The following is a 19,327-nucleotide window of genomic DNA, read 5'->3' on the forward strand; positions in this document are numbered from 1 at the left end:
CTCATCATGTCGACCGAAGCAACGATCCCGACAGGAACCATCGAAGAAGTCGAGGGCGTAACGCCTGACGCTCTGCGCGAGCAGATGCTCAAGGGCCTGCCCTCGAAGACCCTGCGCAAACGCGCAAAGCAGATCGTGCCGAACGATCCCGAGACGCCGCCGGAAATCGGTGCGAACTCCCGCACCATCCCGGGCATCATCACCCAGCGCGGGTGTACGTATGCGGGCTGCCGGGGCGTTGTCATCGGTCCCATCCACGACATCCTGCACATCACCCACGGCCCCGTGGGCTGCGGGTACTACTCGTGGATGACGCGGCGCAACCTGGCCCGCGTGCCGGAGGGTCAGACGAACTACATGCAATACTGCATGACCACGGACATGCAGGAGGACCACATCGTCTTCGGCGGCGAGAAGCGCCTGGCCGAGGCGATCCGCGAGGCCTACCGGCTCTTCAAGCCCAAGGCCATCTCGGTCTACGCCACGTGCCCGGTCGGCCTCATCGGCGATGACATTCACAGTGTCTGCCGCCAGGCCAAGGAAGAGCTCGGCATCAATGTCTTTGGCTTCTCCTGCGAAGGGTACAAGGGGGTCAGTCAATCCGCCGGCCACCACATCGCGAACAACGGTGTGTTCAAGCACATGATCGGCCTCGACGACACGCCGAACGACGCCAAGTACAAGATCAACATCCTTGGCGAGTACAACATCGGCGGTGATGCCTGGGCGATCGATGAGCTGCTCAAGAAGTGCGGCATCACGATCCTCGCCACCCTCAGCGGCGGCGTGTCCTACGACGAAATCATCAACTGCCACCAGGCGGATCTCAACGTGGTCATGTGCCACCGTTCGATCAACTACATGGCGGAGATGATGGAGACGAAGTTCGGCATCCCGTGGTTCAAGGTGAACTTCATCGGCGCCGACTCGACCGCCAAGTCGCTTCGCAAGATCGCGAAGTACTTTGACGACAAGGAACTCATGGACAGGGTCGAGGAGGTCATCGCGGCGGAACTCGCCGTGCTGCGCCCGATCCAGGCCGAGATCAAGGCCAAGCACCAGGGCAAGAAGGCCGCCATCTTTGTCGGAGGTTCTCGCGCCCACCACTACCAGGATCTCTTTGGCGATATCGGCATCGAGACGGTCTCCGCGGGTTATGAGTTCGCTCACCGTGATGACTACGAGGGTCGCGACGTGCTGCCCAACATCAAGATCGACGCCGACAGCCGCAACATCGAGGAACTGGACGTCGAGCCCGATGAAACCCGCTTCCGCCCGCGCATTTCGCCCGAGGCGAAGCAAAAGCTCATCGACGCCGGTTTCGCCTTCTCCGATTACCTCGGAATGATGCGCGAGATGAAGAAGCGCGCGCTCGTCATCGACGACATCAGCCATCACGAGCTGGAGCACCTGATCAAGACCTGGAAGCCCGACATCATCGGCTCCGGCATCAAGGACAAGTTCATCATTGAAAAGATGGGCGTGCCCTGCAAGCAGCTCCACTCCTACGACTACGGTGGACCTTACGCGTCCTTCGCGGGTGCGATCAACTTTTACAAGGAGATCGACCGCATGCTCTCGACCAAGGTGTGGAGCTACGTCGTGCCGCCCTGGGTCAAGGATCGCAAGGCCGCAGCCCCGGAGGCTCCGGCAGAGGAACAAAAGGCCGCCTGACCGGCATCAGCTCAACACTCAAGGAAACCTAATTCCATGTTAGACTTAGCCACACCCACTATCAGCGAGCGCAGCGCGCTGAAGATCAACCCGGCCAAGACATGCCAGCCCATCGGCGCCATGTATGCGGCCCTGGGCATTCATAGCTGCATGCCGCACAGCCACGGTTCGCAGGGATGCTGCGCCTATCATCGCAGTCATCTCACGCGTCACTTCAAGGAGCCGGTGGCGGCAACCACCAGCTCCTTCACGGAGGGCGCATCCGTCTTTGGCGGCATGGCGAACCTCCAGCAGGCCCTCATCAACATCTTCTCGATCTACAATCCGGAAGTCGTGGCGGTGCACACCACCTGCCTCTCCGAGGTCATCGGAGACGACATCCCGACCATCATCAAGAAGGCTCGCGAGGAAGGCAAGATCCCCGAGGGCAAGACCGTCATCCACGCCAACACCCCGAGCTTCGTCGGTTCCAACGTGACCGGCTACTCGAACATGTGCGTGGGCATCGTGAACTACCTCGCCGAGAAATCCGGCGAGAGCACGGAAGCGATCAACATCTTCCCCGGCTGGCTCGACCCCAGCGACATGCGCGAGCTGAAGAGGGTCGCCGAGGAGCTCGGGGTGAAGTACACGCTCTGCCCGGATACCTCCGACGTCCTCGATCTGCCCCAGACCGGCGTCTACGAGATGTATCCGAAAGGCGGCACTCCGGTGGAAGCGATCAAGCGCATGGGCGACGCCATCAAGACGGTGGCGCTCGGCGAGTTCACCGCTCATCCTGCCGCGCAGAAGCTCAACGACAAGTGCGGAGTGCCTTTTGAGGCGCTCGACGCCCCGATCGGCCTGACCAATACCGACCTCTACATCGACGCCCTGCGCCGCATCGCCGAGGTGGACGTGCCGGCCTCGATCGACGCGGAGCGCGGCCGCCTCCTGGATGTGATCCAGGATATCGGTCAATACTTCCACGAGGTGCCGGTCGCCATCTTCGGCGATCCCGACCACGTGGTGGCCATGACGCGCTTCGCCATCGAGCTCGGGCTCAAGCCGAAGTACGTCTTCTCCGGTGCGACCGGCCGCGCCTTTGAGAATCGCGTGAATGCGATCCTCGATGGACGTTTCCCCGACGCCATCGTGAAGCAGCAGGGAGACCTCTTTGAGTTGCACGAGCGCATCAAGGCTGATCCAGTGAAGCTCATCCTGGGCAACACCTACGGCAAGCACATCGGGCGCGCCGAGAATATCCCGCTCGTTCGCTTCGGATTCCCGATCCTGGATCGTGTGGGCCACCGGCTCTTCCCGACCGTGGGCTACCGCGGCGCCATGCACCTCGTGGAAAAGATCAGCGACGCACTGCTCGACCAGCGCGACCGCACCTGTCCCGAGGAGTGGTTCGAACTCGTCCAATAACAACCATCTGAAGGAGAACCAACCCGCCTGCTGCCATGCCGCACGACGACATCGAGATTCTCGAAGAACGCCGCAATCAGGTCTTCCGCAAGGGAGAGGGCACGGCTGAGATCGCCTGTGGCAAGCGCAGCGCGGCGGGTTCGGTGAGCCAGCGCGCCTGCGTCTTCTGCGGGTCGCGCGTGGTTCTTTATCCCATCGCGGACGCCCTGCATGTCGTTCACGGCCCCATCGGGTGCGCGGCGTACACATGGGACATTCGCGGGGCCCACTCCAGCGGGCCCCAGCTTCATCGCAATAGCTTCTCGACCGATCTCCAGGAGAAAGACGTGATCTTCGGAGGGGAAAAGAAGCTCGCAGCCGCTCTCCGTGAACTGATCGCCGCGTGTTCTCCCAAGGCGGCGTTCGTTTACTCCACGTGCATCACCGGGCTGATCGGTGATGACGTGGACGCGGTGTGCAAAACCATTTCCAAGGAGACCGGCATTCCGGTCATTCCCGTCGAGAGCCCTGGCTTCAGCGGAACCAAGAAGGACGGTTACCGCGCCGCCTGTGAGGCCATTTACAAACTCATCGGCACCGGGGACATCAGCGGCATCTCGCCGCACAGCATCAACCTTCTCGGGGAATTCAACATCGCTGGCGAGACCTGGATCATGAAGGACTACTTTCGCCGCATCGGCATCCAGGTCGTCTCCTGCATCTCGGGCGACGGGCGGGTCGACGAGATCCGCCGCTGCCATGGCGCGAAGCTCAATCTCGTCCAGTGCTCCGGCTCGATGACCCACCTGGCCAAGCGGCTCAATGACGAGTACGGCATCCCTTTTCAACGCATCTCATTTTTTGGCATCGAGGACACGGCTGCCGCGATCTATGGCGCGGCCGGGGTTTTTGGCGATCCGGAGATCGAAAGCCGCGCCCGCGACCTGGTGAAACAGGAGTTGCTGAAAATCCAGCCCGAGCTGCGGCGGTATCGCAAGATCCTCAAGGGCAAAAAGGCCGCCATCTATGTCGGCGGCGCCTTCAAGGCGTTTTCTCTCGTCCGTGCCCTCCGCACTCTCGGCATGCGCACGGTGCTGGTCGGTTCGCAGACGGGCAACCCGCAGGATTACGAACAGCTCAAGGAGCTTTGCGACCCCGGTACGGTGATCGTGGATGATTCCAATCCGCTGGAACTGGCCAAGTTTTGCCTGGAGAAAGACGTCGATCTCTTCATCGGCGGTGTGAAGGAGCGCCCGATCGCCTACAAGCTCGGTATCGGCTTCTGCGACCACAACCACGAGCGCAAGGAGGCGCTGGCCGGATTTGAAGGTATGCTAAACTTTGCCAAGGAGGTGCACGCCTCCGTCATGAGCCCGGTGTGGAACTACGTGCCGCGCCGCGCCAATCGCAAACAGGAAAGGATGGCGGCATGATCGAGGAATTCTCACTCGCCGAGGAACCGCAGTCCCGCGATCTCTCGCACTGCACTGCCGCCACGCGCAATGCCTGCAAACTTTGCACGCCGCTCGGCGCATGCCTGGTCTTTCGCGGTATCCAGGGAGCGATTCCCTTTCTGCATGGATCGCAGGGCTGCTCGACCTACATCCGGCGCTATCTCATCAGCCATTTCCGTGAGCCGATGGACATCGCGGCGTCGAATTTCAACGAGGACTCGGCGGTTTTCGGCGGGGCGAAGAATCTGCACGCGGGACTCAAGAACGTGTCGCGTCAATACAAACCCGCCATGATCGGCGTGGCCACGACCTGCCTGAGCGAGACGATCGGAGAGGACATGGCGGCGCTGCTCCTGGATTGCCGCCGCGCCATTCCGGACCTGCCGCCGGTCGTGCATGTCTCGACCGCCAGCTACCGCGGGTCGCACATTGATGGATTTCACGATGCCGTCACGGCATTGATCGACCAGCTCGTATTGCCTCCCGATCCGCATGGGGGTGTGAACCTGCTGCCTGGCATGCTCTCCACCGCGGATCTGAGACATCTGCGCGAGCTGGTCGAGGCTTTTGGATTGCCTGTCACGATGCTGCCGGACTACAGCGACACGCTGGACGGCCCGACGTGGATGGATTATGAGGCGCTGCCGGAGGGCGGCACAAGCGTCGAGGCGATTCGCCGGATGTCCGGCGCACGCGCAACGCTGGAGTTTGGGGACACGCTTCGTTTTACTCGGCGCACGGCCGCGACGAATCTGGCGGAGCGATTCGGCGTTGTGCGTGAAAATCTCGGCACGCCCATCGGATTGCGGGCCACGGAGGCGATGATCCAGGCTCTGGAGCGCATCTCGGGCCGGCCCTGTCCGACCGCCATCACAGCCGAGCGTGGTCGGTTGCTGGATTCCATGGTCGACGCGCACAAGGTAGTCTTTGGCAAGCGCGCCGTGGTTTACGGCGAGGCGGATCTGGTGATCGGTCTCACGTCCTTTCTTTGCGAAATCGGCGTCGAGCCGGTGCTCTGCGCGAGCGGCGGCAAGTCGGAACATTTCCCGACCGCTCTCCGTGTCGCGGTGCCGGAACTGCCCTCGACCTGCGTCGTGCGCGACAATATGGATTTCGTCGATATCGATGCGGTGGGCAAGGAGCTCAAGCCCGACATCCTCATCGGCAACAGCAAGGGATACGGCATGGCGCGTGCCCTTGATATCCCGCTCGTGCGCGCCGGATTTCCCATCCACGACCGGCTCGGCGGTCAGCGTGTGCTGCATGTCGGCTATCGCGGTGCCCAGCAATTCTACGACCAGATCGTCAACACATTCCTCGCCCGCAAGCAGGAAAAATCAACCGTCGGGTACTCCTATCTATGAGCGCACAAGTCGATACCGCGTGTTTCAACCTCGATCAGCATCCCTGCTACAGCATCGGGGGCAGCCATCAGTACGCCCGCATTCATCTGCCCATCGCCCCGCGTTGCAACATCCAGTGCAACTACTGCAATCGCAAATACGATTGCGTGAATGAAAGCCGCCCCGGGGTGACCAGTCGCGTGCTCTCGCCCGTGCAGGCGCTCGCCTACCTGGAGGAGATGATGGAAAAGATCCCCTCCATCCGCGTGGTGGGTATTGCAGGTCCGGGCGACCCGTTTGCGAATCCCTACGAGACGATGGAAACGCTGCGCCTCGTGCGCAATCGCTATCCCGACATGATGCTCTGCCTCGCCAGCAACGGCCTGCACATCGGCCCGCATATCGACGAACTCGTCGAGCTTCAGGTCAGCCATGTCACGATCACGATGAACGCGGTCGATCCGGCGGTAGGCGGACTCGTTTACGCCTGGGCGCGTGACGAGGGAAAGATTCTCAAGAATGCCGATGCCGCAGCCACGCTGATCGAGCGTCAACTCGATGCGGTGAAGCGCCTCGCCGCCGCGGGAATACTCGTCAAGGTGAACTCCATCGTCGTTCCCGGCGTGAATGACCGCCACATCCCGGAGATCGCGAAGGTCGTGAAGGGACTCGGCGCCACGGTGATGAATTGCATCCCGCTCTGTCCCGTGCAGGACACGCCGTACGAGAATCTCTACGAACCCGATGGCATCATGATGGCGCGTGTGCGCCTCCAGTGCTGCGAGCATGTCTCGCAGATGAGCCACTGCGCCCGCTGCCGCGCCGACGCGGTCGGGCTGCTCGGCGAGGATCAGTCCGTCGAGTTTGCCGGAACCCTGGAAAGCTTCACCGAGATGAATACACCCATCGACAAAACGCGGCCCTATATCGCCGTCGCGACCCAGGAGGGAATGCTGGTCAATCTCCACCTGGGCGAGGCGAACAATGTGATCGTCTACTCGCACGAGCCGGAGACGGATGAATACGAGATCGTCGACGTGCGCGCTCTGCCCGGAACGGGTGGGGGAGACGACCGGTGGAAGGAACTTGCCAATACCTTGCGCGATTGCCGCGCTCTCCTGGTCAGCGCCTGCGGGCCACGACCCAAGCAGATCATCGAGGGCTTCGGCCTCGTGATCGTGGAAATGGAAGGCCTGGTCGAGGAGGGGCTGGAGGCACTTTTCCATGACGAGGAAATCCCCGCCTCGCTCCAGCGCCGCTTCACGAGCTGCGGCAATGGCTGCTCGGGCGGAGGCAACGGCTGTTCCTAATCGCAAATTTTACCAATGAATACACCCAATCATCACCTGCTGGTCTGCGGCAGCTTCCGGGCGAATGGAGAACGCCAGGGCGTCTGCTTCAAGAAGGACTCCATGTCGCTCCTGAGCTATCTCCAGAACGAGATCCAGGATCGCATGATGGACGGCGTCGAGGTCTGCGTGACCGGCTGCCTGAACATGTGCACGAAGGGTCCCGTGATTATTGACTACCCCTCGGGAAATACCTACACGGGCATCACCGAGGAGGCGATCGACGCCATTCTCGACGCCTTTGAGGAGGGCAGCGTCGCCACCGACTATCTCGCCTCGTAATCTCATCATGCGCGATCTGACTCTCAGTGAGGAGATCGCTGGCGCGCGCGCCTGGTTCGTCGATACGACGCTGCGCGACGGCGAGCAATCCGCCGGGCTCACTCTCAGCTCGGCGGAGCGGTGTCAGATCGCGCGCAAGCTCTGGGAAACCGGAGTGCGCGAGCTTGAGGTGGGTATTCCCGCCTCCGGCGATGAGGCGGTTTCCCGGATCAACCATGTGCGTGATGCCGTGCCTGACGCCTGGCTGCTGGCATGGTGCCGGGCGCGTCGCGAGGACATCGCCGCCGCCCGGCTGTGTGCGGTCGATGGCGTCAACCTTTCCTTCCCGCTCTCTGATTGCCACTTGCGTATCTGGGGGAAATCCCGCGCCTGGGTCTTGCGTACGCTCACCGAGCTCAGCGAGGAGGCGGCATCGCATTTTTCCTATGTCGCCATCGGCGGACAGGACGCATCCCGGGCTGATCCGGTGTTTTTGTCGGAGTTTTGTCACGCGGTGGCGGAGCTTCCCGTGCTGCGCCTCCGGCTGGCGGATACGGTGGGCATTCTTACCCCGGATCGCACCGCCCGCATGGTGCGGCTGGCTGCGGGCGCCCTACGGGGCAAGCCGATCGAGATACACGCTCATAATGACCTGGGCATGGCCACGGCCAACACCATCGCCGCGTGGCAGGCCGGAGCCAAGTGCCTGAGCACGACTATCAATGGCGTGGGCGAACGTGCCGGCAATGCCGCGTTTGAGGAGGTTGTCATGGGCCTTCATGCCGCGCTGGATGTGGAAGCAGGTATTCGACGGTATGAACTCGTCCCCCTTTGCCGCATGCTGGAGACTTTTGCCCGGCGCTACGTTCCACCGACAAAACCCGTCAGTGGACGCGAAATCCATGTCCACGAGAGCGGGCTGCACATTCTCGGGCTTCAGCGCGAGACGCTTAGCTATCAGGCCTACTCCGCAGGAGAGACAGGATGCGCCGAGATTTTCCTGATCGGCCCGCAAACGGGACCACGCGCCGTCGCGCGCGTTCTCGGCCTGGATGATACGGAGGCCGCACGTGTTTATCCCACGCTATGCGCCGCCGCCTCCCTGCTGGGGCGGTCGCTGACGATCGACGAGGCTCTTTCCTTTCTCGCGACTTCCGACAGCGGGCAGGCTGCGGCCCCCGCGCTGCGCCGATGAGAGAGGCTTTTCTAGTTCGACTGCTGATCGAGGAAAAGCTGCGAGCACAGGCGGGCCTCCTCCTCGGTCACGAGAAATTCCTCGGTCACGAGGCGGCGGGTACCGTCGATATCGACGTTGACAAAGGTCAGGCTCGCACGCCCTTTCCCTTCATCTTCCTGCGTTCTGTCGTAGGCGGAAAGATTTCCGACCTCAAAGCCCTCCTCAAAAAGATAGCGCAGGCGAGCCAGCATTTTCATCCCCGGACACCTAGCAGAAACCACGCACCTCATAAATAAGAAAGCTCCCGAACCATGGCGTTCTACCTTGCTCAATCTCAACAAACCCCTGATGGAATCTGGAAGTTCGGCGAAATTACCAAAATTTCGCTGGGCGGAAAAAGCGGCCCGCTCGCGAAATATATAAGCGCTCTTCCCAAGGAGGATAACCTGCCCTGGCGCGTCGATGCGCCAAATTTTGCCCAGTCCCACCTCGCGGCCGGCGCAGACTCTCAGATGCTCTGGATCACGGACCCCACCGAGCCGCCCCTGCGGGTGCTGTGCATCTGCGGTTCCAGCAGTTCCGGAACGACGGATCTCAACTTCAATATGGAAGTCCTGAAGGAAAGCGCTGGCGGGTATGCCCGGACCGGAGCCGAGATCAGCGAGGCGCTGCGCCTGAATGGCGGGCACTCCAGCCCCAGCGCCGTGTGGACCTGGGCGCCGCCGCCGATGGCGATCGGCGCGGCCGTCCTCGGCGGTCGCTGATAACCTTCATCCCAACCGATATACCCTAAAAATCCATGGCCTACCAAATCGACCCTCAAAAATGTGAAACCTGCGGCGCTTGTGTTGAAGCCTGCCCCAACGACGCGATCAAAATCAAAGGCCTCACCGCCGTGATCGATGCCAATCTCTGTATCGACTGCGGCAGCTGTGAGACCACCTGCAACTCCGGAGCGATCAGCGCTTCCTAGCTGCTCCGCAAGGGCGGGATGTTCCACGCCAGCCAGAGCATCAGAAAATAACATAGCGTCCACCCTGCGACGTTGAACCAGTAGCCAAATGGCTCGGGCAGACGGTCGCAGGGTGCGATCTTGTAGTTGCCCGGCGTGGCTCCCGTAGCCAGGGAGCGGGCAATGCAGTAACTGCATCCCGAGCCCGCCACGGCGGCGACGAAGAGAAAGAACGGGTGACGATCCTGTATGATGCCGCGCGCGATGACGCCCGCGAGTATGAGGATGGCGGGTACCGTGAGGAGAACGACTCGCACGAATCTTTGTTTAGGCCGGGCTCGTCTCTGAAGGATGCAGCGCCTCCTCGACGATATCCGCCTGCTTGATCTCCTCCTTGCTGTCCTTGCGCGCGCTCAGTTTCTCCCACGCCGCCTTGCCGATGCGCTCCTCTTCCTTCTGTTGCGCCTGGTGAAACTTCTCCGTCACCTCGTTGATATCCACGCTCGGAGCAGGAAATTTCATGTTCAGCGACTTGAGCTTCTCGGTGACGATCTTTGCCACAGCAAGATTACGGAACCATTTGTTGTTGGCCGGGATGACGTACCATGGAGCGTAGTCGGTGCTCGTCTTGCGCAGCGCCTCCTCATAGGCCTTGGTGTAGTCGTCCCAGTGCTCGCGCTCGGAATAGTCGCTCTCGCTGATCTTCCAATGACGCGCCGGGTCCTGCAGCCGCTGGCGAAAGCGCAGCAACTGCTCCTCTGAGCTGATGTGGAGGAAAAACTTCAGGATATGGGTACCGCTCTCGACGAGATTGCGCTCGAAGTTGTTGATGATGTCGTAGCGCTGTTTCCAGACGGGCTTAGGGACCAGGTTATGCACGCGCACCACGAGCACGTCCTCATAGTGGGATCGGTTGAAGACCACCACCTCGCCCTTGCCGGGGGTCTGCTTTGCAATGCGCCAGAGAAAGTCGTGGGCGAGCTCTTCTTTCGAGGGGGCCTTGAATCCATGCACGCGCGCGCCCTGGGGATTCATCGAGCCGAGCACGTGATTGATCGTGCCGTCCTTGCCCGCCGCGTCGAGCGCTTGCAGGCAGATGAGCAGGGAATGCTTGCCCTCCGCATAGAGGAGGTATTGCAGATCGCGCAATTCCTTGTTCAGCTTTTCAACCATCTTGACGGCGGATTTCTTGCCCGCGTGCTCAGCGGTGAAGTTGGGGTCGATCTTTTTGAGCCGGACATCGCTGCCCGGTTTGACGCGGAAAAGTTTGCAGTATTTCATGGAGGAGTGGGTGGTTTGCTATGCGCCGCTTTCCGGGCTTTCGCCGACCGGGGACGAGCGCAGGAGAATTTCGTACGCAGAAGTGACGTAAATCGAATGATCGGGGAGGGGTTTCACGACGGAAACGAGTGCGTTTCTTCATCAAACAGCATTCCGCCCTACGCTCAAGAAGCAAAGTAACATGCCGCGGATCCGGGAAAGAGCCACTTTTACAAATCTTTTACATCTTCCTTACTCGGTCATGACATCTCGACGGCTGGAAGCGGGCAGAGTTGCGGGGTGAAAACGCTCCTATCCACTATGATGGCCTCGGCGCTTGTGTTCTCAGCGGCCGCCCAGGCGCCTTCCGCCGTAACCTTGACGGTCACCCCTGAGAAAAAAGTCATTCCCTCGGATGGAAATCGCGACGCCATCGTCGAGATCGCCGTTCAGGCCAGGGAAGCAAACGTAAAACGCACCGCTCCCATCAACCTCGCCGTCGTCCTGGATCGATCCGGGTCCATGGCTGGGCCGAAGCTGGAGAAAGCCCGGCAGGCCGCGGCGGTCGCACTCGACCAGCTCGGGCCCGATGACTACTTTTCGCTGGTCGTTTACGATGACGCTGCGGAGGTGCTCATCGCCGCGCAGAAAGCGACGGACAAGGACACCCTGAAGGCGCGAATCCAAGGCATCAGCGACGGTGGGAGTACGGCGCTCTATGCGGGTGTCGAAACGGGCGCGGCACAGATCCGGAAGTATCTCGACAAGGAAAAGGTCAACCGCGTGATCCTGCTTTCCGACGGCATGGCCAACGTCGGGCCATCCAGCCCCTCGGCGCTGGCCCGGTTGGGAAAAGAACTGCGCGACGAAGGCATGGGTGTTTCCACCGTCGGTCTCGGAGAAGACTACAATGAAGACCTCATGACGGCTCTCGCTGAAGCCAGCCATGCCAACTACTACTACGTGCAGAACGTCGAGAAGCTCCCTGGGATTTTCTCGGAGGAACTCGGCACGGTCAAAAGCGTCGTAGCCCGCAATGCCCGTATCACCATCACACTGCCCGACGGCGTGAAGCCCAAGGGAATCCTGGGAGAGGACGCGGTCAAGTTCGAGGGCCAGAGCGTGACCATTCCGCTGTCGGATCTCTATGGATCGCAGACGCGCCGGTTTCTCGTGGTCTGCGAAGCGCCGAAGGGTGAAGCGGAACTGCCCCTCGCCAGGGTCTTGCTGACTTACGAAGACGTGGCATCGGGACGGGCCTTGTCCGACACCCAGGTCGCCTCCGTCACGCGCAGTCCGGATGCAAAGGTGGTCGAAGCCTCGATACAGGTCAAGGTCGCCACAGAGGTCGCAGTCACGCAAAATCGCCTGACCAAGGCGGCGGCGGTCAAACTGGCCGACGAGGGGCGGGCCAAGGATGCCGCCGACCTGCTGATCAGCCAAGCCAATGCGAATGCGGCGCTGCCCTCGACTGTGCAGAATTCCGTGATCCAGAGTGAGGATTCCGTGCTGCGCACCAAGGCAAAGGAACTCCTTTCCTCCGGCTGGCTGAGCCGCAGCAGCCGCAAGGAAATCCAGTATCAGAACTACCAGGACAAGAATCAGAAACGCTAAGGCGGGAGAAATTCCCTCGATGGAGCGGGCTCTCGGAATTCGGGGCCCGCTTCCACTCATGCCCGCCTTTTCCTTGCTCCCGGCTCTTGAGACTTTTATTGGCTGTTGAAACTGTACGTCGGTGTTTCGCTCCGCCCTCATTTTTCTCGTCGCCATCTTCCTGCCGAGCCTCGTGCTGGGCTGGCTCGCCTTGCGTGCGGCCGGTGAGCAAAACGTCCTGATCGAGCGTCAGGCTGCCGATCTTCACCAGGCCCAGACCGATGCCATCGCTGCGGATTTGCGACAGGCGGTCGAGCAGCAGCAGGGCGCCTTTGTCGAGCAGGTTCGCCAACTGGTCGCTGCGCATGGGGCGGAGGCTGTTGCGGAAAACTTTGGTTCGCGGCTGGGAGAGGGAGGGTGGTTCGGCGGGATCCCCTTCGCGATTTCGCCCGGCGGAGCGCTGGCCTATCCCTCAATCAGCCAGGCGCGGCAGGAGGCGGGCATGGCGGCGTTCCTGGCTGGGAATAGCTCCTTTCTGAGCAACGCTGCTCCGGCCGAAATTTATCAGCTTCCGCAGAGCGCTGCTCCCGCGGCGAAAAACGCCCAGTCCAAGTCCCTGCTTTCTTCCGTGGACTGGGTCGCCAGCAGAAGCTCGAAGCCAAAAGAGACCCCCACGCAGCAGGCCGCGACGCGCAACATCTCGCCCCAGAAAGGGTATGAATCTTCCGACGCAGCGGCATCCTCCAGGATCGCTCCCGAGCTTTCCAACTTTCAGACCGCCATCGCAGGAGCTCCGCAGGGCATCATGGCCCGCTTCGTGCAGGACGAATTACAGGTGCTCTTTTGGACCAAGCCTGAGGCCCGGTCCGAATGGGTGTTTGGGGTGATGCTTACGGCCCGGCAGTTGCAGGAAATGATCGCACCAGCTTTCGATCACCTTGACCCGTCGGGTGAGCATCTCGCCGTTCTCAATGACCGCAGCCGCCCTGTTTTACGACTGCCCGGAGATTTCTCCGCCGAGTGGAAACATCCCTTTGTCGCCACGGAAATCGGCGAGGTGCTGCCACATTGGGAGGTCGCTTTGTATCTGGCTAATCCCGGGGCGCTGACAAAGTCTGCCCGGCTGGTCTCCATTACGCTCGTACTCCTTATCATGCTCGCCCTTGGGGCGATCCTGGCCGGAGCCTATTTTGTTTCTGTCGACATCCGACGTCAGTTGGCGATCGCCCAGAAAAAGACCGACTTTGTTTCCAATGTCTCGCATGAGCTCAAGACGCCCCTGACATCCATCCGGATGTTTGCCGAGCTTCTGGTTGAGGGCAAGGTCACTGAGCCTGAGAAGCAAAGCCGTTACCTTCGCATCATCGCGACCGAGAGCGAACGGCTGACCCGGCTGGTCAACAATGTCCTCGACTTTGCCCGCATGGAGCGCAAGCGCAAGGTCTACGCTATGCATGCGGTCGACCTGCACGAGATTATTGCGCGGCTTTGGGAGGTGGAAAGCACTCGTCTGCGAGAGGCTGGATTCTCCGTGACCTGGGATGCAGCGACCGGTCCGTATCCTGTCGTCTGCGATGCCGATGCCATCACCCAGGTGCTGGTGAATCTCTTCTCCAATGCAGAAAAGTATGCGGCCGATGGTCGGGAAATCACTCTCGCCACGCGCTTGGAACCCCGGGACTTCATTGCCGAGGTGAAAGACCGCGGTCCCGGTATCCCACGGGCCGAGGAGGAGAAAATTTTCGAGGCGTTCCATCGAGTGGACGATTCGCTCACCAGCGGCATCCAGGGTTCCGGCCTCGGGCTGACCCTGGCCCGGCGCATCATTTGTGACCATGGAGGAGATCTGCGTGTCCTGCCCCGCGAGGGTGGAGGGTGTGTCTTCACCGTTCGCCTGCCTCGCAAACCATTCGATCACTCATGAGCCGCAAGATTCTCATCGCTGAAGATGATCCCCATATCCGTATGGGGCTCGTCGAAGCCCTTTCGACAGAAGGATACTCTGTCATCGAGTGCCGCGACGGTGTTGAGGCACTGTCGCAAATCCGAAACGCTCAACCCGATCTCGTTCTCCTCGATATCATGATGCCGCGCAAAAGCGGTTTTGACGTTTGCCGAGAACTGCGTGCGGCGAAAAACAGGGTGCCCATCCTCATGCTCACGGCCAAGGGGCAGGAGACCGACAAGGTGGTGGGCCTGGAGCTAGGCGCGGATGATTATGTAACCAAGCCTTTCAGCCTTCGCGAGCTCATCGCCCGTGTTCATGCGCTACTGCGTCGCGCTTGTCAGGACTCGGCCCAGATATCTCGTCCCAATATGATTCGTTTTGGCAAGGTCGAGATTGATTGTCCGGCCTTGCGTGGTCGTCACGATGGAAAGCCCTTCGAGCTTACGCCGCGCGAATTAGCCGTCCTCATTTTGCTCGATCGGGAGCGCGGCCATGCCGTGTCTCGGGACACTCTTCTCAATGAAGTCTGGGGCATCGAATACTATGGTACCACGCGTTCCCTTGACCAGGTCATCGTCAAGATCCGCCAGAAGATCGAAGACGAACCATCGACTCCGCGCCATCTTCTCACGGTTCATGGCTATGGCTATCGTCTGGAATCCTGAGCTTGGGCTTGTTACGGAGATTGGATTCGCACCGATACAATAAGGTTGATTTACCAATGATTCTTGTCTTTCCGACGGGAAAATGAAGCATCGTTCGAACATTATGAAAAACGGGTTCTCCCTCGGGCTCGTGGCGTCGTTGATGATGACTGCCTGCTTGATGACCATTTCACCGTGCTCTGCCAGGACATGGACCGGGCAGGGCGGTCAGCCAATTGAGGCGGAGTATATGAGTGCCACGGAGGACACGGTGACGATCCGCCGCGCGGATGGTCAGGCATTTCGTCTCAAGCTCGTCGAGTGCAGCCAGGAAGACCGTGATTTCGTCGCGCAAAAACAGGCCGAGGTGGTCGCAGCCAACACCATCCGCGCCATAGTGCGCGGAGACGTGATTTGGAAACTGCCCTCCTGGCGAAGCATGGGATGGCAGACCACGCAAAACTCCGAGCTCTGGACATACGACGACAAGACGGCCAAGCCGGTTGCAAAGGTCGCAGATCTTCCAGTGACCTATGACTCGAACTTCCGGAAGAATGAGCTGAACGGAAAGTTCAGCACCTCGGCGCCGGTAAGCCTCGTTAAGACGGACCGCTTTATCATTCGCGGGGTGTTTCGCGGCTCGGTGAATCAGGATGAAAAAAGCGTAGAGCAATACTGCGCTCCCTTCTCGCTCCCACCGGCGGACAAAAATGGGGTGATCGAATTGCACACAGTACGGTTTACCCGCCTGAAATAGCTTTTTGCAGTCGGCCAGATTTTGCAGCCGTCGTGGGCGGCGTTTACGTAAATGGACGTAAGGTCATTTTCGTATTGTCCGGATACCCAGGCTTGCCAGCGAGGCGGGACGATTGGCCCGGGAAACGCGAGCTGTGATGAAACGGGTGACAAGGCGGCTCGCGGAATCCAATGGAGAGTCTCACTGGAACCTCGCCGGGCGCGGCGGATTGAGGTCAAACGGTGAACGGCAGGAAATGAAAAGCGTGGCGACGAGTCTCCTCGCGCCACGCTTCTCTGCTGCCTAAATAGTTAACGTCCTAAGCTATCTCCCGTGTGGGACTTGCAAAGGCGGATGCCTAATGCGAGTGCTCCCACATGAGAGGATTCATGGCAATACTTAATTGTTGCCGGTCTGCTGCGGCGCCTCGCCGTTGCCGTGCTCGACGGGGCGGAAGGCGGATTTCACCGCCTGCGTCAGTCCGTTCACGCTCGCGCCATCGATGCCGACTTCCTTGAGCAGCGTGTCGACGAGCGGAGCCTGGGTGCGGTAGCGCAGGGCGCTCGATACCACCTGGTCGGCGAGATTGCCGCCATCGGCGGAAACCGTCGCGCCATTGGCCGGAGCACCTTCGCCATTCAAGCCGCCCACCTGCACGATCTTGATGCCGTCGATGCGTTCCATCGGCTTCACGCTCTCGCGGATGATCTGCGGGAGGTTGGCCAGGATGGCCTGCTGGATTTTCATTGCGATCACCTCGGCGGAGAGAACGTTCTCAGCCTCGTGCAGGGCACGCGTACCGGCGGCGTCCACCGAGTAACGCTTCTCCGCGGCCTCGGCACGGAGCTTCTCGGCTTCCGCCTCGCCTTGCGCAGCGATGCGGGCGGCCTCGGCGCGATCCTGCGCAGCTTGCTTCTCCGCCTCGGCGGCGACCGTCACGCCGATGGCTTCACGCTCGGCTTGCTTTGCGGCTTCGACGAGTTCGATCTGCTTTTGGCGCTCGGCGATCTCGCGCTCCTTCACGGTGATGACTTCCTCCGCCGCCTTGACTGAAAGAGCCCGGGCGTGAGAGGCGATGGTTTCGGCTTCCGACTGCTGCTTGGACTTGGCCGCGACCGCGATGGCGCGATCCTGCTCGGAGAGCTCGACCGCCTTGGTCTTCTCCACCTCTGCGGTTTCGACGGCTTTGATCTTCTCGATGTCGCGCTGCTTGAGTGTCTGCTCGGTGCGGATGCGCTCCTCGGAGATGGCTCGCTCGGCGAGGATCTGCGCCTGGTCGACGGCCTGTTTCGCGGTGATCTCGGCCTCCTTGGCCTCGCGTTCCTTGGCGGCACGCTCGGCGGCGATTTCCGCAGATTGGGCTGCGCGGCGGATCTCGACCTCGCGGGCCTGCTCCAGGCGAGCGTACTCCGCCTCTCGCGTGATCTCGAGGCTCTGGCGCTCGGCCTCCAGGTTCTTCATCTGGATCTGCACGGCGGTCTCCTGCTCGATGTCGTTGCGCTGCTTGCGACGCGCCTCGATCTCCTGCGTGAGCTTGGTCAGACCCTGGGCGTCAAAGGCATTCTGCGGGTTAAAGAACTGCTGGCTCGTCTGGTCGAGCGAGGTGAGGGACACCGACTCGAGCTCCAGACCGTTCTTGCGCAAATCCTCCGATACGGCCTGCTGCACCCGCTGGACGAAATCCACGCGCTGCTCGTGCAACTCCTCCATGTTCATCGCGGCGGCCACGGCGCGCAGGGCGTCGACGAATTTGCCCTCGACGAGCTCCTTGAGTAGTTGGGGATTCGTCGTGCGGCGGCCCAGCGTCTGTGCGGCATCAGCCACGGCTTCGGCGGTGGGCTTCACGCGGACGTAAAACTCGGCCTGCACGTCAACGCGCATGCGGTCCTTGGTGATGAGCGCCTGCTCATTGGCGCGACGCACCTCGAGGCGCAGCGTGTTCATGTTGACGGGAATCGTCTCATGCAGCACGGGCACCACGATCGCGCCGCCGCTCATGATGACGCGCTGGCCGCCGAAGCCCGTGCGAACGAAGGACGTCTCCTTCGAGGCGCGATGGTATAGCCGGGCCACGATGAGGCCGATGGTAAAGAGCGCCACCAGCACGATGCCGGCGACGACAAGGATGAAAATGATGTTGCTGAACTCGTTCATGAACTTGGGGTGGGTGGTATTGGAGTGTTGGCTGGTTGGTTAATCAACGAGGGCCGAGTTGGGATTGTGAATGGCCCGGTAAATGTTGGCGTGCTTTTCGACGATGAGGACGGTGGAGCCCGATGGGAATTCCTCCCCCTCCACATCGGGCTCCACGAAAATGTAGTGGCTTTGCCTGTGCTGATCCTGGAGGCGTGCTTCCGCCGGGCTTCCCCGGCGTGCTGTGCCGTTGGTGATGACGGCGATACGGCCCACGAAGCTATCCTCCGAGACCGCCGTCGTTTCATCACGCGGCAGGATCTTCGCGAGAAGACCGCCGCCCGTCCGCACGCAGGGGATCGCACCGAGAAAGGCGACGATTCCCGCCACGGGAGCGGGCAAGAGGAACTTCGTCAGGCTCGCCAGCGTGAACTGGAGCGCCAACCCGATCACCCCAAACGCCGTGAGGAAGACGACGAAGAGAATGAGCAGAGGCACCTGTCCGATCCTGAGCCATCCGAGCAGCTTCGAAAGCGGCGACGGCACATCATCCAGCGCATGCGCGTCATGCGGAGCCATGTCTCCCAACTCGTGATTGAGATCCGGCAGGCCGGTCTCGATCAGGTGGGAAAGCCCGGGGCCGAAGATGGAAAAAACCAACTCCAGCGCACCGATGGCGACCATGAGAACGAGCGCGATGGTGAAGGGCGTATTTTCGGAGGCCAGGAGGAAATGGATCATGACGGGGATAGTTTCGCTTTTGCGGCGATAAGTCTTTCTTGAATGCGGTTCTTTCGTGCCAGGTCTTCCAACTCCGCGAGCTTCGCCTCGTTGCCGAGGTTGCCCTTGGGCGGGAGTCCGGTCTGTTTTTCAATGATGCGGTCAAAGGCCGCCTGCGCCTGCTCAGCCCGGCGCTCCCAGCTTCCGCCGGATTCCAGCGTCGGCGTGCTCGCCTGGGCCTTTGCCTCGGCGGCGACGCGGTATTGACGCAAATCCTCCGCCATCTCGCGCTTGCGCGCCTGCAGGGCGGCGATCATGCCTTCCAGCTCGCGGGTCTTGTCCTCGGCATCGGCGATGGTGTTTTCCAGCAGCGGAATCTGCGCCTCGATGTCGATCTGCCGGGCCACGGCGGCCTCGGCCAGATCCTCTCGGTTCTCCTTTAGCGCCAGCTCGATTTTCTCGGCGAGATCCTCGTGCTTGCGGTTTTCCTCCATGAGGCGCTCGCTGGCCAGATGCTTGCGCGCAGCCACGGTGCCGAGTTCGGCCCGCACCTCATCGACAGCACCGTCGATCTCGCGCAGGGCCTGCTCGAGCACGGTTTCCGGAGCCGCGTTCTCGATCGCCTCGACGATCTTGTGCGCTCCGCCGCTAATGATTCGCCCGACTCGGGCAGCGAGGGTTTCTTTCATGGTTT

The 19,327-nt window shown here is 61.1% G+C and carries 19 protein-coding genes; 13 read left to right on the forward strand and 6 right to left on the reverse strand.

Annotated elements, in window-relative coordinates; genetic code table 11:
• Positions 1 to 6: 6 nt before the first annotated feature.
• Genes nifD through TSACC_RS07235 form a run of 7 tightly spaced genes read left to right on the forward strand, consistent with a single transcriptional unit; the run spans position 7 to position 8,665 of the window.
• Positions 7 to 1,674 (forward strand): nitrogenase molybdenum-iron protein alpha chain, encoded by a 1,668-nt coding sequence (gene nifD / locus TSACC_RS07205; protein ID WP_084400275.1) that lies wholly within the window; start codon positions 7 to 9, stop codon positions 1,672 to 1,674.
• A gap of 36 nt (positions 1,675 to 1,710) precedes the next feature.
• Positions 1,711 to 3,084, forward strand: coding sequence for a nitrogenase molybdenum-iron protein subunit beta (nifK, locus tag TSACC_RS07210; RefSeq protein WP_075078690.1), 1,374 nt, complete (start codon positions 1,711 to 1,713; stop codon positions 3,082 to 3,084).
• Between the two features lie 35 nt (positions 3,085 to 3,119).
• On the forward strand, positions 3,120 to 4,496 hold the full coding sequence (nifE, locus tag TSACC_RS07215; RefSeq protein ID WP_075078691.1) for a nitrogenase iron-molybdenum cofactor biosynthesis protein NifE: 1,377 nt from the start codon (positions 3,120 to 3,122) through the stop codon (positions 4,494 to 4,496).
• A complete protein-coding gene (locus TSACC_RS07220) occupies positions 4,493 to 5,881 on the forward strand; it encodes a nitrogenase component 1 (RefSeq protein WP_075078692.1) in 1,389 nt (462 codons plus the stop codon). Before nifE ends, TSACC_RS07220 begins: the two co-directional genes overlap by 4 nt.
• Positions 5,878 to 7,170 carry a nitrogenase cofactor biosynthesis protein NifB gene (nifB, locus tag TSACC_RS07225; RefSeq protein ID WP_075078693.1) on the forward strand — a complete coding sequence of 431 codons (1,293 nt, stop codon included), beginning with the start codon at positions 5,878 to 5,880 and terminating at the stop codon, positions 7,168 to 7,170. Before TSACC_RS07220 ends, nifB begins: the two co-directional genes overlap by 4 nt.
• Positions 7,171 to 7,185: 15 nt before the next feature.
• A complete protein-coding gene (locus TSACC_RS07230; protein ID WP_075078694.1) occupies positions 7,186 to 7,491 on the forward strand; it encodes a (2Fe-2S) ferredoxin domain-containing protein in 306 nt (101 codons plus the stop codon).
• Between the two features lie 7 nt (positions 7,492 to 7,498).
• Entirely contained in the window at positions 7,499 to 8,665 is a 1,167-nt protein-coding gene (locus TSACC_RS07235) for a hydroxymethylglutaryl-CoA lyase-like TIM-barrel protein (protein ID WP_075078695.1), read from the forward strand.
• An 11-nt stretch (positions 8,666 to 8,676) separates the two neighbouring features.
• Here TSACC_RS07235 and TSACC_RS07240 read toward each other — a convergent pair whose 3' ends face one another.
• Positions 8,677 to 8,904 (reverse strand): hypothetical protein, encoded by a 228-nt coding sequence (locus TSACC_RS07240; RefSeq protein ID WP_153811320.1) that lies wholly within the window; start codon positions 8,902 to 8,904, stop codon positions 8,677 to 8,679.
• Between the two features lie 54 nt (positions 8,905 to 8,958).
• On the opposite strand from TSACC_RS07240, the gene TSACC_RS07245 reads away from it, so the two are divergent.
• On the forward strand, positions 8,959 to 9,411 hold the full coding sequence (locus tag TSACC_RS07245) for a hypothetical protein (protein ID WP_075078697.1): 453 nt from the start codon (positions 8,959 to 8,961) through the stop codon (positions 9,409 to 9,411).
• 35 nt (positions 9,412 to 9,446) lie between these two features.
• Positions 9,447 to 9,620, forward strand: a complete 174-nt coding sequence (locus TSACC_RS07250) for a ferredoxin family protein (protein WP_075078698.1) — start codon at positions 9,447 to 9,449, stop codon at positions 9,618 to 9,620.
• Here the strand turns inward: TSACC_RS07250 and TSACC_RS07255 are convergent.
• Together TSACC_RS07255 and TSACC_RS07260 are read right to left on the reverse strand one after the other, a co-directional pair.
• Positions 9,617 to 9,916: a hypothetical protein gene (locus TSACC_RS07255; RefSeq protein ID WP_075078699.1), complete on the reverse strand. Its 300-nt coding sequence runs from the start codon at positions 9,914 to 9,916 to the stop codon at positions 9,617 to 9,619. The genes TSACC_RS07250 and TSACC_RS07255 overlap by 4 nt on opposite strands.
• A gap of 10 nt (positions 9,917 to 9,926) precedes the next feature.
• The gene (locus tag TSACC_RS07260) at positions 9,927 to 10,880 is read right to left on the reverse strand and encodes a polyphosphate kinase 2 family protein (RefSeq protein ID WP_075078700.1); all 954 of its coding nucleotides are present in this window, start codon (positions 10,878 to 10,880) and stop codon (positions 9,927 to 9,929) included.
• Between the two features lie 279 nt (positions 10,881 to 11,159).
• Here TSACC_RS07260 and TSACC_RS07265 point away from each other — a divergent pair, with 279 nt between their 5' ends.
• The 4 genes from TSACC_RS07265 (at position 11,160) to TSACC_RS07280 (ending at position 15,801) form a co-directional block, all read left to right on the forward strand.
• Entirely contained in the window at positions 11,160 to 12,473 is a 1,314-nt protein-coding gene (locus TSACC_RS07265) for a vWA domain-containing protein (protein WP_153811321.1), read from the forward strand.
• Between the two features lie 121 nt (positions 12,474 to 12,594).
• Entirely contained in the window at positions 12,595 to 14,376 is a 1,782-nt protein-coding gene (locus TSACC_RS07270) for a sensor histidine kinase (RefSeq protein ID WP_075078702.1), read from the forward strand.
• A complete protein-coding gene (locus TSACC_RS07275; RefSeq protein ID WP_075078703.1) occupies positions 14,373 to 15,065 on the forward strand; it encodes a response regulator transcription factor in 693 nt (230 codons plus the stop codon). Before TSACC_RS07270 ends, TSACC_RS07275 begins: the two co-directional genes overlap by 4 nt.
• A 103-nt stretch (positions 15,066 to 15,168) precedes the next feature.
• On the forward strand, positions 15,169 to 15,801 hold the full coding sequence (locus TSACC_RS07280; RefSeq protein WP_075078704.1) for a hypothetical protein: 633 nt from the start codon (positions 15,169 to 15,171) through the stop codon (positions 15,799 to 15,801).
• Positions 15,802 to 16,179: 378 nt separating this feature from the next.
• Here the strand turns inward: TSACC_RS07280 and TSACC_RS07285 are convergent, their stop codons facing one another.
• The 3 genes from TSACC_RS07285 to TSACC_RS07295 are packed head-to-tail and all read right to left on the reverse strand — an operon-like array spanning position 16,180 to position 19,322.
• Positions 16,180 to 17,934, reverse strand: a complete 1,755-nt coding sequence (locus TSACC_RS07285) for a flotillin family protein (RefSeq protein ID WP_075078705.1) — start codon at positions 17,932 to 17,934, stop codon at positions 16,180 to 16,182.
• A 39-nt stretch (positions 17,935 to 17,973) separates the two neighbouring features.
• Entirely contained in the window at positions 17,974 to 18,654 is a 681-nt protein-coding gene (locus tag TSACC_RS07290) for a YqiJ family protein (RefSeq protein WP_075078706.1), read from the reverse strand.
• Positions 18,651 to 19,322 carry a PspA/IM30 family protein gene (locus tag TSACC_RS07295; RefSeq protein WP_075078707.1) on the reverse strand — a complete coding sequence of 224 codons (672 nt, stop codon included), beginning with the start codon at positions 19,320 to 19,322 and terminating at the stop codon, positions 18,651 to 18,653. Before TSACC_RS07295 ends, TSACC_RS07290 begins: the two co-directional genes overlap by 4 nt.
• Between the last annotated feature and the right edge of the window lie 5 nt (positions 19,323 to 19,327).

The organism is Terrimicrobium sacchariphilum (assembly GCF_001613545.1).
Lineage (GTDB): Bacteria > Verrucomicrobiota > Verrucomicrobiia > Chthoniobacterales > Terrimicrobiaceae > Terrimicrobium > Terrimicrobium sacchariphilum.

Bases quoted from the DNA above. Each gene is read 5' to 3' on its own strand.
- nifD (WP_084400275.1), top strand. From the start codon at position 7: ATGTCGACCGAAGCAACGATCCCGACAGGAACCATCGAAGAAGTCGAG.
- nifK (WP_075078690.1), top strand. From the start codon at position 1,711: ATGTTAGACTTAGCCACACCCACTATCAGCGAGCGCAGCGCGCTGAAG.
- nifE (WP_075078691.1), top strand. From the start codon at position 3,120: ATGCCGCACGACGACATCGAGATTCTCGAAGAACGCCGCAATCAGGTC.
- TSACC_RS07220 (WP_075078692.1), top strand. From the start codon at position 4,493: ATGATCGAGGAATTCTCACTCGCCGAGGAACCGCAGTCCCGCGATCTC.
- nifB (WP_075078693.1), top strand. From the start codon at position 5,878: ATGAGCGCACAAGTCGATACCGCGTGTTTCAACCTCGATCAGCATCCC.
- TSACC_RS07230 (WP_075078694.1), top strand. From the start codon at position 7,186: ATGAATACACCCAATCATCACCTGCTGGTCTGCGGCAGCTTCCGGGCG.
- TSACC_RS07235 (WP_075078695.1), top strand. From the start codon at position 7,499: ATGCGCGATCTGACTCTCAGTGAGGAGATCGCTGGCGCGCGCGCCTGG.
- TSACC_RS07240 (WP_153811320.1), bottom strand. From the start codon at position 8,904: ATGAAAATGCTGGCTCGCCTGCGCTATCTTTTTGAGGAGGGCTTTGAG.
- TSACC_RS07245 (WP_075078697.1), top strand. From the start codon at position 8,959: ATGGCGTTCTACCTTGCTCAATCTCAACAAACCCCTGATGGAATCTGG.
- TSACC_RS07250 (WP_075078698.1), top strand. From the start codon at position 9,447: ATGGCCTACCAAATCGACCCTCAAAAATGTGAAACCTGCGGCGCTTGT.
- TSACC_RS07260 (WP_075078700.1), bottom strand. From the start codon at position 10,880: ATGAAATACTGCAAACTTTTCCGCGTCAAACCGGGCAGCGATGTCCGG.
- TSACC_RS07275 (WP_075078703.1), top strand. From the start codon at position 14,373: ATGAGCCGCAAGATTCTCATCGCTGAAGATGATCCCCATATCCGTATG.
- TSACC_RS07280 (WP_075078704.1), top strand. From the start codon at position 15,169: ATGAAAAACGGGTTCTCCCTCGGGCTCGTGGCGTCGTTGATGATGACT.
- TSACC_RS07285 (WP_075078705.1), bottom strand. From the start codon at position 17,934: ATGAACGAGTTCAGCAACATCATTTTCATCCTTGTCGTCGCCGGCATC.
- TSACC_RS07290 (WP_075078706.1), bottom strand. From the start codon at position 18,654: ATGATCCATTTCCTCCTGGCCTCCGAAAATACGCCCTTCACCATCGCG.
- TSACC_RS07295 (WP_075078707.1), bottom strand. From the start codon at position 19,322: ATGAAAGAAACCCTCGCTGCCCGAGTCGGGCGAATCATTAGCGGCGGA.